Annotated in this window: 15 protein-coding genes; 7 read left to right on the plus strand and 8 right to left on the minus strand. The window is 38.8% G+C overall.

From position 1 onward, the window contains the following. Positions 1-8 precede the first annotated feature (8 nt). Entirely contained in the window at positions 9-725 is a 717-nt protein-coding gene (locus AA637_RS06330; protein WP_446684347.1) for a WecB/TagA/CpsF family glycosyltransferase, read from the minus strand. Between the two features lie 188 nt (positions 726-913). Here AA637_RS06330 and fbp point away from each other — a divergent pair, with 188 nt between their 5' ends. After that, positions 914-1,954, plus strand: a complete 1,041-nt coding sequence (gene fbp, locus AA637_RS06335; protein ID WP_446684348.1) for a class 1 fructose-bisphosphatase — start codon at positions 914-916, stop codon at positions 1,952-1,954. Positions 1,955-2,202: 248 nt separating this feature from the next. Next, entirely contained in the window at positions 2,203-3,492 is a 1,290-nt protein-coding gene (gene mgsA, locus AA637_RS06340; RefSeq protein ID WP_446684349.1) for a methylglyoxal synthase, read from the plus strand. A gap of 59 nt (positions 3,493-3,551) precedes the next feature. On the opposite strand, the gene AA637_RS06345 is transcribed toward mgsA, so the two are convergent. Beyond that, positions 3,552-4,232 carry an ATP-dependent Zn protease gene (locus tag AA637_RS06345; protein ID WP_446684350.1) on the minus strand — a complete coding sequence of 227 codons (681 nt, stop codon included), beginning with the start codon at positions 4,230-4,232 and terminating at the stop codon, positions 3,552-3,554. Positions 4,233-4,435: 203 nt separating this feature from the next. On the opposite strand from AA637_RS06345, the gene AA637_RS06350 reads away from it, so the two are divergent. Beyond that, positions 4,436-5,326, plus strand: coding sequence for an alpha/beta fold hydrolase (locus AA637_RS06350; RefSeq protein WP_446684351.1), 891 nt, complete (start codon positions 4,436-4,438; stop codon positions 5,324-5,326). Here the strand turns inward: AA637_RS06350 and AA637_RS06355 are convergent. Beyond that, positions 5,323-5,892: a DUF3611 family protein gene (locus tag AA637_RS06355; RefSeq protein WP_069790640.1), complete on the minus strand. Its 570-nt coding sequence runs from the start codon at positions 5,890-5,892 to the stop codon at positions 5,323-5,325. The genes AA637_RS06350 and AA637_RS06355 overlap by 4 nt on opposite strands. Positions 5,893-6,223: 331 nt before the next feature. Between AA637_RS06355 and tig the strand changes: the two genes are divergently transcribed. From tig to AA637_RS06370, 3 genes are all read left to right on the plus strand, one after another. Continuing rightward, positions 6,224-7,606 carry a trigger factor gene (tig, locus tag AA637_RS06360; RefSeq protein WP_446684352.1) on the plus strand — a complete coding sequence of 461 codons (1,383 nt, stop codon included), beginning with the start codon at positions 6,224-6,226 and terminating at the stop codon, positions 7,604-7,606. 105 nt (positions 7,607-7,711) lie between these two features. After that, positions 7,712-8,107: a preQ(1) synthase gene (queF, locus tag AA637_RS06365; protein WP_446684353.1), complete on the plus strand. Its 396-nt coding sequence runs from the start codon at positions 7,712-7,714 to the stop codon at positions 8,105-8,107. An 11-nt stretch (positions 8,108-8,118) separates the two neighbouring features. After that, positions 8,119-8,712 carry an alpha-ketoglutarate-dependent dioxygenase AlkB family protein gene (locus AA637_RS06370; protein ID WP_446684354.1) on the plus strand — a complete coding sequence of 198 codons (594 nt, stop codon included), beginning with the start codon at positions 8,119-8,121 and terminating at the stop codon, positions 8,710-8,712. Positions 8,713-8,773: 61 nt separating this feature from the next. On the opposite strand, the gene AA637_RS06375 is transcribed toward AA637_RS06370, so the two are convergent. The 3 genes from AA637_RS06375 to AA637_RS06385 all read right to left on the minus strand — a co-directional run bounded on the left by AA637_RS06375 (position 8,774) and on the right by AA637_RS06385 (position 11,571). Beyond that, on the minus strand, positions 8,774-9,919 hold the full coding sequence (locus AA637_RS06375) for a hypothetical protein (protein ID WP_446684355.1): 1,146 nt from the start codon (positions 9,917-9,919) through the stop codon (positions 8,774-8,776). A 228-nt stretch (positions 9,920-10,147) separates the two neighbouring features. Beyond that, positions 10,148-10,783: a Sua5/YciO/YrdC/YwlC family protein gene (locus tag AA637_RS06380; RefSeq protein WP_446684356.1), complete on the minus strand. Its 636-nt coding sequence runs from the start codon at positions 10,781-10,783 to the stop codon at positions 10,148-10,150. Positions 10,784-10,896: 113 nt separating this feature from the next. Continuing rightward, complete coding sequence (locus AA637_RS06385; protein WP_446684357.1) at positions 10,897-11,571, minus strand: DUF4079 domain-containing protein; 675 nt, start codon at positions 11,569-11,571, stop codon at positions 10,897-10,899. A gap of 243 nt (positions 11,572-11,814) precedes the next feature. Here AA637_RS06385 and dusB point away from each other — a divergent pair, with 243 nt between their 5' ends. Continuing rightward, positions 11,815-12,819, plus strand: a complete 1,005-nt coding sequence (dusB, locus tag AA637_RS06390; RefSeq protein ID WP_446684358.1) for a tRNA dihydrouridine synthase DusB — start codon at positions 11,815-11,817, stop codon at positions 12,817-12,819. Here the strand turns inward: dusB and AA637_RS06395 are convergent. Both AA637_RS06395 and thrC read right to left on the minus strand, forming a co-directional pair. Continuing rightward, on the minus strand, positions 12,808-13,149 hold the full coding sequence (locus AA637_RS06395) for a rhodanese-like domain-containing protein (RefSeq protein WP_446684359.1): 342 nt from the start codon (positions 13,147-13,149) through the stop codon (positions 12,808-12,810). The genes dusB and AA637_RS06395 overlap by 12 nt on opposite strands. Positions 13,150-13,250: 101 nt before the next feature. After that, positions 13,251-14,360, minus strand: coding sequence for a threonine synthase (gene thrC, locus AA637_RS06400; RefSeq protein WP_446684360.1), 1,110 nt, complete (start codon positions 14,358-14,360; stop codon positions 13,251-13,253). Between the last annotated feature and the right edge of the window lie 85 nt (positions 14,361-14,445).

Below are 14,445 nucleotides of genomic sequence, written 5' to 3' on the forward strand. Positions count from 1 at the left end.
CTTCTGGCTTATCCCTTATAAAATAAAGACTTGACGAAAAAATGGGGTAATACCATCATCCTCTTCCAGCGCCAAGGCTCTTGATAAAGACGATATAACCACTCTAAATTATTATCACAGAAAAACTTCGGCGCCCTTTCCTTTACTCCTCCCCAAATATCAAAACTACCACCCACCCCAATCCAAACAGCATTAGGGGCAAGATAACGATGTTTAGCAATCCATTCCTCCTGACGGGGTACCCCTAAACCCACCAAAATTAATTTTGGTTGTACTTCCTGAATTTTTTCATACCATGCCGATAAATCAGCACCCTTTAAGAAACCATGGTTATTGATGATATGTATATTTGGCACCATAGCCCGAAACTTGTTTACCGCCTCATCAGTAACTCCTGGAGAAGCACCATAAAAACAGATGGGACAGTCTTTTCTTTGTTGCCCCAACCGTTTTACCAAAGATTCTGCCAACTCAATTCCCGCCACCCTTTTTTGTTTCTTCCCCCTTTGTTTTAAATATAAAATAACCCCAGAGCCATCAGGCACTACCAAATCAGCATTTTGAATGTTTTGTTTAAGCTCATCATTTTTCTGTGCCATCATTGCCATTTCCGAATTCATGGTGACAACATGGGTACCCATATTGCTGTAAATGCGATCGCACAGCCATCCCTCATAATCATCACTCAAGTGAATCGGTAAATCAAAAACAGAAAAAGTTTTCATCACATTAAAAAAAAGTAGATAACCAAACCCAAAAATATTATCGCAAAATTACACCATCTGAAATCAAAGATCAAGAAACATTTTTTCCACATCACCCAAAGCAAAATAACCGAGGTAAAAATTTTAGTTAACGGTAGTACAAGAATAAGAGGTTAAGATAAAACCGTAACTCCAATAGTAAATAGATTATGACCTCTACTCAAACCGAAATACATATTCCAGAACATAGCCTAGACAGAGATTGTACTACCCTATCCCGCCATGTATTACAACAACTACAAAGTTTTTCCCCCGATGCCCAAGATTTAAGCTCTATCATGAATCGCATCGCCCTAGCAGGAAAACTCATTGCCCGTCGTCTCAGTCGTGCAGGATTAATGACAGGGGCGCTAGGTTTAACAGGAGACACCAACGTACAAGGCGAATCCGTCAAAAAAATGGACATGTACGCCAACGAAGTATTTATTTCCGTCTTCAAGCAAAGTGGCTTAGTGTGTCGTCTTGCCTCCGAAGAAATGGAAAAACCCTACTATATCCCCGAAAACTGTCCTGTAGGACGATATACCCTATTATATGACCCCATCGATGGTTCTTCCAACGTTGATATAAACTTAAACGTCGGTTCTATTTTTGCCATTCGTCAACAACAAGGGGAAGACTTGGACGGAGAAGCCAAAGACTTATTAACCGATGGCTCAAAACAAATTGCCGCAGGTTATATTCTCTATGGTCCTGCCACCGTATTAGTATATACCATGGGTAAAGGAGTTCATTCCTTTTTCCTCGATCCTAGTTTAGGAGAATTTATCCTTGCCCAAGAAAATATCCAAATGCCCGACCATGGTTCAGTATATAGTGCCAACGAAGGTAACTTTTGGCAATGGGAAGACCAAATTAGGGACTATATTCGTTATGTTCACCGCCATGAAGGGTACACAGGGCGCTACAGTGGTGCTTTAGTGGGTGATCTTCACCGCATATTGATGCAAGGGGGAGTTTTCCTCTATCCAGGTAGCGTGGACAATCCCGATGGTAAACTAAGACTATTATATGAAACTGCACCCCTAGCAATGATTATGGAACAAGCCGGGGGCAAGGGTTCTACGGGACAACAAAGAATTATGGATTATATTCCTTCTAAATTACACCAGCGCACCCCAGCCATTTTAGGGAGTAAAAAAGATGTGGATTTGGTGTTATCTTTTATCAACGATAAAGGTGATAAATAGTTTATTTTGTGCTGTTTTTTCAAAATTAAGTAGAACAATAATATTTTGCTCAAGTTTGTTTACTCATAAAAGAATGTAAGCACATTTTTGTTCAATTTATTAAACCTAATATCCTTAGCCGTGTAATTCATTACACGGTGAGCCAATGACCAAAACTAATAATATTATGATCTCAATTATGTTAAACAGAAAAAATCAAGATTAAAATAAACGAATAAAAAATTTATTTAATCAAAAGTTATCCTACGATGACCAATAGTATTGCTCTAATAGCCCATGACAACAAAAAAAATGATTTAGTTAGTTTTGTTCAACAACATAGAGATTTTTTTTCTCGCTATCATCTCATTGCCACAGGCACGACAGGAGAAAGAATTGAACAAGAAACTCAGTTACAGGTAGAAAAAATGGCATCAGGGGCGCTCGGCGGAGATGTACAAATTTCTGCAAAAATAGTGGAAGATGACATTGGCGCCGTTATCTTTTTAATTGATCCACTTTATGCCCAACCCCATGAGCCAGATATAAAGGCACTCTTACGAATTTGCGAAGTTTATAATGTTCCCCTTGCCACTAATTTAGCGACAGCTAAAGCCATTATTCAATCTCTTAATAAAGTAAGGGTTGGTCACCTAATTTTTAATCCCGTGGCGGGGCAAGGCAACTCAGAGCAAGAATTGGATCAAATCAAAAATTTATTACAGTCTGAAGTACATCTAAATATTACTTTTACTAAAGCTGATATTAGTGTTACAGAGCAAACCAAAGAAATAGTCAAAAAAATAAAAGAGCAAATTGAAATGGACGATCATTTTATCATTGCTTCTGGGGGTGATGGTACTGTTTCTGAGGTGGCAGCGGCTATGATTGATACGGGAATTCCTTTAGGAATAATCCCTCGGGGTACCGCTAATGCTTTTTGTGGGGCCCTTGGTATTCCTTCGGATATTGTGGAGGCTTGTAATATTATCTGTCGGGGGGTGTCTCAGGTGGTTGATACTGCTTTATGTAATGATATTCCTATGCTGTTGTTGGCAGGGGTTGGTTTTGAAGCGGAAACTGTGGCTAAAGCAGATCGAGAAATGAAAAATCGTTTAGGGGTAATGGCTTATATTTTTGCGGGTATTCAACAGGCAAAAGAGCAAAAGTTATTTGAAGCGGAAATAGAAATTGATGGGGAGGTTAACACCATTGAAGCTAGTGCTATTACCATAGCGAATGCTGCCCCTCCCACTTCGGTGTTGGCACAGGGGGCAGGAGATGTTGATTTTAGTGATGGGTTATTGGATATTACTATTGCTAGTAGTCAAAGTGCTTTACAAGGCATTGGAGTAATCACCAGTTTATTTACTTCTGGGTTGGTAAAAAATCCTAGCAATAATGATAATGTGGCTCATTTTCGAGCGGAAAGTATTAAGGTAAAAACTGAACCAGAGCAAAGGGTGGTGGTTGATGGAGAAATTATTGGTAGTACCCCCATTGAGATAAGGTGTGTTCCCAATAGTTTAAATTTATTGGTACCTATCGAAAATCCGTAGTTTCCAATTGATTACAGTTTTGACAATTGGGGTGTGGTGGGCGATCGCCCACTATACTATTAAGAAGATGCAATGGCTTGATCTAATAAATCCTGACATTCTTCTACGGATTTTCGTTGGCGCATAAATTCAACTAATTCTAAATAAGCCTCTGAGTGGGTTTCAATCATCGTTGTTGCTTGTAAAATTGCTAATCTTTTACGCATTTCTAAGTTTGAATTAGTCAGGGTAATAGGAGCATGAATTTCTGTAAATTTTACTAAGTCTTCTTGTCCTCCTTCACTATTTTTATATCTGAATTTTTCGGCCGCAATTCCTCCCATTAAAACCACCCCAAAACGATCAATCATTAAATTAAATTCTCTAATATTTTTAGTTTTATCTGCTAAAAAATCCGTTTCAAAAATAACTCCTCCAGTTCCCCCATTCCTTTTTTTTAAGGTTTCCCATGCTGTCAGGGTATAATCTTTTATGGGAATATTAAATAGGTGCGCAGTTAAAAAATGACCCGCTTCATGATAGATTACTCGCTCTTTTTGCTCGGCGGAAGCGAAAATGTTAATTAATAGATTAACTCCTTTATTTTGCCAATTCAAGGTATCAACAGTAATTAAACTTAAGATGATAAATGTTCCCCCTGCGGGAATATAAGGAGAGATATTTAAAAGAGGTCCTAATAAAACCGATAATGTTATGGTAAAAATGCTAATTGCTAATATATTTAGTCCTGTTTGTTGCATAGAAAATAAAAAACTCTATTTATTATTAGTTTAACAGTATTATCAACAATTTTTAAATCACTATAATATTTTAAAATTATATAAAGGTTTATGGGGATTACAATGTTATAATAGTATGATAATTATTCTATTTTTTATAGAATTTTCTCTAACTAACATTTAAGAATAAAATTAACTTTATCCTTGTTTTAAATAAAATATTAATGCTTTCTTCAAATATTAATCAATCGGCAAAAAAGTTAACTGAACAATCTTCTATCGAGCTTTTTAACAAAATTAAATTTGTTAACTTACCTTCTAATTTATCTACCCAAGAAATTGCCAGTAGTTACGCTATGGAAGGAGAAAGTGATACTCCCATGGTCTTACTTCACGGCTTTGATAGTTCTTTGCTCGAATATCGTCGTCTTTTTCCCCTTTTGACAGACAAATATCAAGTGTGGGCATTAGATTTATTTGGTTTTGGCTTTAGCGATCGCACCGTAGAACAATCTTTTTCCCCTGAAAGCATTAAAACACACCTACACAGTTTTTGGTTAAAAATGATCAACAAACCGATGATTTTGGTGGGGGCTTCCATGGGAGGGGCAACAGCCATTGATTTTTGCCTGACTTACCCTGAGGCGGTGGATAAATTAATTCTCCTTGATAGTGGTGGCTTGACAAAAAAACCGATTATGAGCAAATTTTTGTTTCCTCCCCTTGGTTTTTTGGCTACGGAATTTTTGCGTAATTTGAAAGTTAGACAGAGTATTAGTGAAACAGCCTATTGCGATCGCACCTACGCTAACCCTGATGCCCTCATGTGTGCCGCCCTGCACCTAGAATGTGAAAATTGGAACAAAGCATTAATATCCTTCACCAAAAGCGGTGGATATGGCTCATTTGCCTCTAATCTTCTCGATATAAAAGCGCAAACCCTAATAATTTGGGGAAAAAACGACAAAATTTTGGGAACCAAACCAGCCCATAAATTTGCCCAGATGATCCCCCATAGTAAACTTATCTGGATAGATAACTGTGGTCATGTCCCCCACCTAGAAAAAGCAGCCATCACAGCCCAACATATTTTAGACTTTCTGGAATGCTCCTAATTACTGATGCGATTGAGCAAAAATAAAGAAGTAGCAATACCAGCAAAATGAGCACCGATAGTGTTTGTATTAGCTTGAATAATTAACATATCAAGGGAATTAACAAATTGCTCAGGATTAGGACCAATTAATTGAGGAGCAAGAGTTAATAACTTTGCCAAGCTAATGCCCACCAAAGCCTGTGCTCCCACGATGGCAAACATCATCCCCACCAAATTTAAAACCAATCCTACCCGAATCAAATTTAACGTATCCGACTTTTTCGGACGCATGGCAGGATCTTTATTTTCCACCCTTTTACCGATTTTCCCATAACGATAGGCAATGACAAGGGCTGCCGTCAACAATACAAGAGCCACAAAGGCAGAAAAAACGCCAAACTGCTCAGCTTGTAAAGAGCGATCGCCCTGAAAAATAGCAGGAGTTGCAAACAAAAGAGTTACCGTAGAAATAACACCAAATACTAACTGAGTCCAAAAACCCCAAAAACCCCATCTTTTGAGGTTAGTTGACACTTTCTGAACCACAGGGGGCAAAGGTTCGCTTAATTGACTGTTTCTGGTCATACTTTCACAGGGGATAAAAAAACTGGTGGAGAATATTTTTGCTTGGGGAAAATTTCAACAATCATATCTAGTATAACTTACACCATAGGATCATTTTTTCATCAAAACCCCGAATATCATTCAGAAAATGACATTACTTAATCATGGCATGAAATATAATTGAGTAGCCGTTAACTACCACACACCAAAATATTATTACGGTTCTCTGTTCTCTGTTCCCCATTCCCTAATTAATGATAAACTTGTCAGGTTGAGTACAAGTTGCATATAGTAACCGAATATACTTATCATTGTTAGAGCGAATCTATAGAGAATAACAACATTAATTTTTATGAAAATTACTCAGGAAAAACTTCCTGCTAGTCAAATCGGTTTAGAAATCGAAATCCCAGCAGAAACCTCCAAAAAAACCTATGAGAAAGTAATTACACAAATTGCCAGAACTACCAATATCCCTGGTTTTCGTCAAGGTAAAGTTCCCCGTCCTATTCTGTTACAACGTTTAGGTCACGATAGAATTAAGGCGGCGGTATTGGAGGAGTTAATTCAGGATAGCCTAAAAACAGCCATTGAACAAGAGTCCATCGAGTCTTTGGGTAACTATTCTTTACGCTCTGAATTTGAGGAGTTAGTTAATAATTATCAACCTGGAAATGCCTTTGTATTTAAAGCCGCCGTTGATGTTCCCCCCGAGGTTACTTTAGGTCAATATCAGGGCTTAAAGGTTCAAGCAGAAGAAATAAAGTATGATCCTGAAGCTGTTAATGGTCTAATTGAGGAGCAAAGACAGCGTTTAGCTACCCTTGTACCTGTGGAAGACAGAGCGGCTCAAATGGGCGACACTGCGATCGTTGATTTTGAAGGTCGTAAACCTGCTGAAAATGAAGGGGAAGAAGGTGAATTGATTGAAGGGACTAAGGCTGAGGAGTTCCAAGTTGAGTTAGCCGAAGGCAAGTTTATCCCCGGTTTTGTAGAAGGCATCGTGGGAATGAATATTGATGAGAGCAAAAAACTTGATCTAACTTTCCCTGAAGATTATCCTCAAAAAGAATTGGCTAGTCAACCTGTAATTTTCTCTATCACTCTCAAGGATTTGAAGGAGAAGGAATTACCTGAAGTGGATGATGAGTTTGTGAAAGAGGTTAGCGAATTTGAAACCGTTGCCGAGTTACGGGAATCTTTGGAAAAGCAGTATCAGGAAAAGGCTGAAAATGATACTAAGCTAAATATTCAAGGGGCTTTGGTGGATGAGCTTTTAAAACATACTACCATCGAAATTCCTGAGACAATGATGGAGGAGGAAGTACAAAACCTCTTGATGCAAACTGCCAATGAAATTCAGCGTATGGGGGTTGATGTTAATCAATTCTTTACCAGAGAAATGGTTGGTAAAATGCGTGAAACTGCCCGTCCTGAAGCGAGTAAGAATCTCCATACTAATCTCATCATTGAAAAGATTGCGGAGCAAGAATCTATTACTCTGACTGAGGAAGAAATTAGCGAGAAAATCGCTGAGGTTACTAAAGAGATGAACTCCAGTGAAATTGATCAAAACAAGTTACAGAAGTTTGTGAAAAATGATCTTTTATCCGACAAGGTTTTGACTTTTTTACAAGAAAAAAATGAGGTTGAGTTGGTGCCTGAAGGTAGTTTGACTCCCGAGGAAGGGGAAGCAACCTCGGAAGGTGAAGTTGAGCAAGTGAGCGCTGAATAATTCTCTAAGATTATTTTTCGTTTTTTACCCCAAACCCTTTTTATATGAGGGGGAGGGGCATCTTTTTTATTAGAATTGTTATTGTTGTTTTATTAGGTTAAGGTTATGGCTGAAGATAAAAAAGAAATGATGTATGGGGAAAGGGCGATCGCCGAGGGATCCTTGATTACATTTCCCAATCCTCGTCCTGGTAGGGTTTACAACGTCAGCGTGACGTTACCAGAGTTTACTTGTAAATGTCCTTTTTCTGGTTATCCAGATTTTGCCACTATTTACATTAACTATTCCCCCGATCAAAAAGTGGTGGAATTGAAAGCGATTAAACTTTATATTAACAACTATCGCGATCGCTATATATCCCATGAGGAATGTATTAATCAGATTTTAGATGATTTTGTAGAAGCCTGTGACCCCCTTTATATGTCCGTTAAAGGGGACTTTTACCCCAGAGGTAATGTCCATACAGTCATTGAAGTAGAACACAAAAAAAACCCCCAATAACCCCAAAAGCGATGGCAAAAATAGAGTTACCTTACAGTGAAATATATTACTATCCCGACTTTTTTGACTCTGCCACCAGTGATGTTTTATTTACTGAATTACATAGAGAAATTGAGTGGCGACAGGATAATATTACAGTGTACGGGAAAACTCATTTACAGCCTCGCCTAACGGCTTGGTATGCCGACGAAGGCTTAACCTATACCTATTCTAATCTCACCATGTATCCCAATCCTTGGATTGATTGTTTGGAGCAGATAAAGGACAAGATAGAATTTTTGTTGAATGTAAAATTTAACAGTGTCTTACTCAATTATTATCGCCATGGCAAAGATAGTATGGGATGGCACAGTGATAATGAACCAGAATTAGGAAAAAATCCCCTCATCGCTTCGGTTAGCTTTGGGGGAGAAAGACGTTTTATGTTAAAAACAAGGGATAAGAAAAACCCCATTAAATCAGAAATATCCCTTACCCATGGCAGTTTGTTGGTAATGGCAGGAGAAACTCAACATTATTGGCTACATCAAATCCCTAAAACATCCAAGTCCGTTAAACCAAGAATTAACCTCACTTTTCGACTAATTAACCAAGAATTACAGTGAGTCCGATAAATGGAAGTTGTGACAGTGGATAAGAGACAAAGGGAAATAATCACCCCAATTTTTACTTTTTGCGATAAAAACGCTTAATAGATTCAATAATAGCCGTCACAGCCTGTAAATTTTCGTCTTGCTCTAACCCTTCAATAGGAGAATTTGCCACGTGTTGCATTTTTTTAGCAATTACTTCTATATTTTTATCGTAATGCTCAAACATTCTGATAAGAAGATCATCAAAACTACAAGTTCTCACAATAGACCAATGTTGTTCTAGGGTATCAATATCATATACTGCATAGAATAAAAGAATCTTAGCACGGAGAGGATTAGTATATTGCATTATTTCCTGTTTAAGTTCAAATAGATTTTCTATTTTTAGCCAAGGAATAATCTGCCCTTCTGGCACACTGCTAGGGGTTACATCTCTTTTTACCTCTTCTGTCGGTTGCGATATTTCTTGGGGTTGTGATGGAGTAGAGGTTTGGGACTTTTCTGTTTCCTGAGTTGCTTTCTTCGATTGTGCTTTAATTAGCTGGGTTTCTTCGTCTCCAGAATTAGTATCTTTATCTATATCTCTCACTTCGTAGGGGTATAAATGACTAAAGTTATCCATGATGGTATCGGCGATGAATGTATAAAAATTCTGGCGATTGATGCTTGATACCACCATATCAAGGGCTTTTTTTAGTCTTTTACTACTGGGATAAAGTTCTTTTATTTCACGGATTAAGTCTCTCATGTCATACATATCGATGACATTTATATCTGCTTCCCAGTATTGCTTACACACAGCAAAAATTACTTTTTTCATTCTTGCTGATTCTTCATGATTTTGAATCGCTTCTGTAATGGCCTCGACTATTTCTGTGTCAGAAGTCTCATTTTCTTCGATATAGTCTTCTTCAACGGGAATAATTTGGTATAAATCAGACATACGTCTCAAAACATAAGTGGCAATTTTTTTATAAATAGTTTTGCGATTTAATGTTTCTACCGCATGATGAAGTAGGGCTTTAAGATCTTCTAAGGTGGGGTTTGTTTGATGTAAATTTTCTAATAAATCAAAAAAGGAATAGTCATTGATAACATTAATATCGGTTTCCCAATATCTTTGACTAACATAAAATACTAACTTTTTTGCCCTGAGTGCTTCCTTAGAGTTGCTTAAATCTTGTGCTATACTTTCAATTATATCTGACGATAAGACCATTTAATTTCGTCGGGAATGATTTGTTCTTTTTCTTGAAATTATAACTGATTCATACACTCCATCGATTTATTCCCTAAACCATTTTTGATGGCATTAGCCAAAAATAGAGATCATGGGGAGTAAAAGACTATGGATTAGCTATTTCTCGCAAAACTATGGAAATAGTAATGATGAAATTTCAAAAAAATTTAAACAATCATTTTTAATATTTTGTACCTTGAGAAAAAATCATTTGCGCAAATGAGAGGGCAATTCAATGTGAGGAAGAATTAACCGTAATTCATCATAGGAAATTAAACCAAAGTTCATGATGGTGGGTAAGGGTAAGTGACAATCGATTAAAGTTGTCCTGATGCGTTCTTTCGATTCACCACCATTAATGATTAAAGCTACGTCATTACCAAATAATTGTTCGGCAACCTTGGCATTATTAGCCCTATAATCTCCCCCTAAACTGGCTGTACCTGCAACGATGGGAAATGGAGATTGATCGACTAATTGATAGATGAAATCATCAGGACAGGAAACAAAGATGGTGTTATGCCCTGCGGTGACGGTATCGGAGAGGTTATTACGATGGGGAATGATGATACTGATAGGAAGGGGAAATTGATTAACTAAGACTTGAGCATCATTGTCTAAAAGGGCATAGTCGGGGAGTTTTTGTTGGTGGGATAATAATGTTAAGGGTTTACGGGGATTCCATTTTTTTAGTTCATGAATTTTTTTACAGGCATTGGAGTTTAAACCGTTGGCTAGAAGGAGATAAACCATATCGGTGTGTAAAATTACTATTTGCCCTTTGTCTAGGTAATCAATGATTTTTGGAATAATATTAATGGATTTAGGCTGAATTTTGCTCATGTGATAATTGCTCAATATTTCTGTTAAATATTATACGTTATGCTATTTTTGCATCATGCTGTTTACGCATCGAAAATATTCATTAAAACCATAGAACAAAAGTTATTTTCCCGTTAAAAAAGTAAGAATGCTGGTGGCGGTGTCCAGAGGGCAATTTCAAATAAATCCCTTGCCCCTGTCATGGCTTGTCCTAAAAATAAAAGTAGGGCGATACAATTAACGATGATGTGAATGTTGCGCCATTTATGAGTTTTATCTTTGTATATCTCGTTAATGATGGCAATGGAAAATATCATCAATAGGGTTACGGTAACTCCATAATAGTAGTGGGAGATGTACCATTCATCGCCTCTACGAAATACACCGTCTTGGCAACCAAGGATGACGACTGCCATACCGCTAAGGGTAGCGAATATTCCTCGCCATAGTTTGGTTTTAGCTATGTAAAGTAATATGTAAGTGGCGATCGCCCCTAAAAACATTAAAATAATAAAACTAAACTGAAAAAAATCTGTTTCCCAAAGTCTATTCTCGATAATATTTTTAGCCACAATAGGACGAAACAAACCGATAAGACTAACGATTACCACGGCGGTAGAGAGTTTTTTCCCTATGTCTACATGGTTTTTTCCCACTGAGGGTGGAATAGAACTTTTATCCCCTGCCTTGATGGCAAGTCGTCTTTGGCGAGTATCCCAAGCAAAATAGGATACAATACCGATGAGAGGAAACACACCTATGACCGCTAAAATGGGATGTACGATAATGGAAAATTGCTCGGCATTCATGATAATAACTAGGTAGTGCAACAAAAAATAATTTATTGGGGACTGTGGTAGCTATTAGCAGTTAGGCATTAGGTTATAATGCCATTAATTAAGAACTTGCACCACACACAAAATTATGGAAACTGATATAAGGCTATAGTAACCCATAATATTTTAGTCTCCTCCCATGGCTAATTAGTTCACAATGGTTGAATCTAATTATGAATTTCTTTGCCACCGATGAAACATTAATTGACTTACTAGATGAACATTTCCCCTGCCCTTGCTCAAAAACTAGCTACGCCCTTAAAAATTGGTTCTATGGAGGTTAATAGCCGTGTGTTACAGTCTCCTTTGTCGGGGGTGACTGATTTGGTGTTCCGTCGTTTGGTGAGGCGTTATGCCCCCCAATCCATGACCTATACAGAGATGGTTAATGCGACGGAATTGAGCCATATGAAAAAGTTACCCCGTCTGATGGAAATTGATCCTGATGAGCAGCCTATTAGTATTCAGTTATTCGATTGTCGTCCCGATTTTATGGCTCAGGCAGCCGTTAAGGCGGTGCAGGAGGGGGCGCAAACGGTGGATATAAATATGGGTTGCCCTGTGAATAAAATTACTAAAAGAGGGGGCGGCTCAAGATTATTGAGGGAGCCAGAAGTGGCGATCGCACTGGTACGGGAAGTTAAAGGGGCGGTGGATGTACCCGTGACGGTTAAAACCCGCTTGGGATGGAATGATCAAGAAATTAATATTATTGAATTTGCTCAACGCATGGAGGAAGCGGGGGCAGATATGATTACCATTCATGGACGCACCAGAGAGCAAGGTTACACGGGCAATGCAAGATGGGAGTTTATCACCCAGGTGAAGAAAAAGTTAACTATTCCCGTCATTGCCAATGGAGATATATTTTCCCTCGAAGATGCCCTCCGTTGTCTGGAAATGACTCAGGCAGATGGGGTGATGTGTTCCCGTGGTACTTTGGGTTATCCTTTTTTGGTGGGGGAAATTGACCATTTTTTGAAAACAGGAATTAACCCCGTTTATCCTACCATCAGGCAAAAATTGGAATGTGCCAAGGAGCATTTACAGGGCTTGTGGGAATATAAGGGTTATAAAGGCATTCTGCAATCCCGTAAACATCTGGCTTGGTATTGTAAGGGTTTTGAGGGGGCTTCAGAATTAAGAGATAAATGTTCTCGCATCGAATCGGTGACGGAAGGTTATGATTTGTTAGATGCTGCGATCGCCCTAATACCTTGAGAGGGAGTCATCCACATACACCGCATAGGCATCGATACCCCCCGACAGGTTTTTCACATTTTGGAACCCTTGATGAAGCAACCACTGGCACATCTGAGCGGATCTGATACCGTGGTGGCACATGACGATGGTTTCTTTTTCCGGGTCTAATTCCGTCATGATTTTAGATGACCATTGCTCATATTCACTGAGGGGCAAAATGATAAAATGGGGCAAAGAGGCGATCGCGACTTCTTGCAACTCTCTCACATCAAGTAATTGCACCATGTCAGGACGATCAGCCAAAATCAAAGACAAATCCTGTACCGTTAGGCTAGACATCTGATTCATTATCAATACGATCCAATATGTGATTATTGAAAAACTTAAGTTGAATTCCTCCTATGATTAACAACTAGGAGGATTCATCCTTTTATGATGAAGGGCGTAAACTACGGTTCAAAACCCATTACCCTTGCAACCTCTTGTAAATCCGCCTTGATGCCACCTTTGATACCACCTTCACTATTAGTCATAGCACTATCAGGATCCTTCAAACCGTTTCCAGTCAAAACACATACCACCGTGCCATTATCAGGCACCTGATCCTTTAACTTCAATACCCCAGCCACAGAAGCCGCGCTCGCAGGTTCACAGAAAATACCTTCTTCCCTGCCCAAAATTTTATAAGCCTCTAAAATTTCACTGTCGGTTACAGCATTAAACTCCCCATTAGAAGCCTCCCGCACAGACAAAGCCTTGTCCCAGTTTGCAGGGTTACCGATGCGGATAGCGGTAGCAATGGTATCAGGTTTCATAATTTGATGTCCGTGAATTAAAGGAGCCGAACCTGCCGCCTGAAAGCCCATCATGCGAGGAAGACTGTTACATCTACCTTCCCCTTGATACTGACAAAACCCCATCCAATAAGCGGTAATGTTACCGGCATTGCCCACAGGAATACATACCCAATCAGGGGCATAACCTAAAGTATCTACCACCTCAAAAGCAGCAGTTTTTTGTCCTTCTAAACGATAAGGGTTAAGGGAATTAACCAAAGTAACGGGGTAGTTATCAGCAATTTCTCTTACAATGGTTAAAGCATCATCAAAATTACCATCAATGGCAAGAACCTCTGCTCCATAAATCAAAGCCTGAGCTAATTTCCCCAGAGCAACATAACCATCAGGGACAATTACAAAAGCTCTCAAACCAGCTCTCGTGGCATAAGCCGCCGCCGCTGCTGATGTGTTTCCCGTACTAGCACAGATTACAGCCTTTGCCCCTGCCTCCTTGGCTTTGGTAATGGCCATAGTCATTCCCCTATCCTTGAAAGAGCCAGTAGGGTTCAAACCATCATACTTGACAAATACTTTGACGTTGCGCCCAATTAAATTAGAAATGTAGGGAACAGGAATTAAAGGAGTGTTTCCTTCTCTAAGGGTGACAACTGGGGTGTTTTCCGTCACGGGCAAATAGGCTCGATACTCTTCAATCAAACCTCTCCATCCGCTTCTAGGTAAACTATTAAGTGTGTTTGGGGAAATTTTCGTCGCTACCACAGGTGTTAATTTTGAATAGATGACTGTCGCAATTATAACATATAGTGTTACTCACTGGTAGGGCTGGTTTATGGTCAATTTTCTT

The organism is Cyanobacterium sp. HL-69 (assembly GCA_002813895.1).
Lineage (GTDB): Bacteria > Cyanobacteriota > Cyanobacteriia > Cyanobacteriales > Cyanobacteriaceae > Cyanobacterium.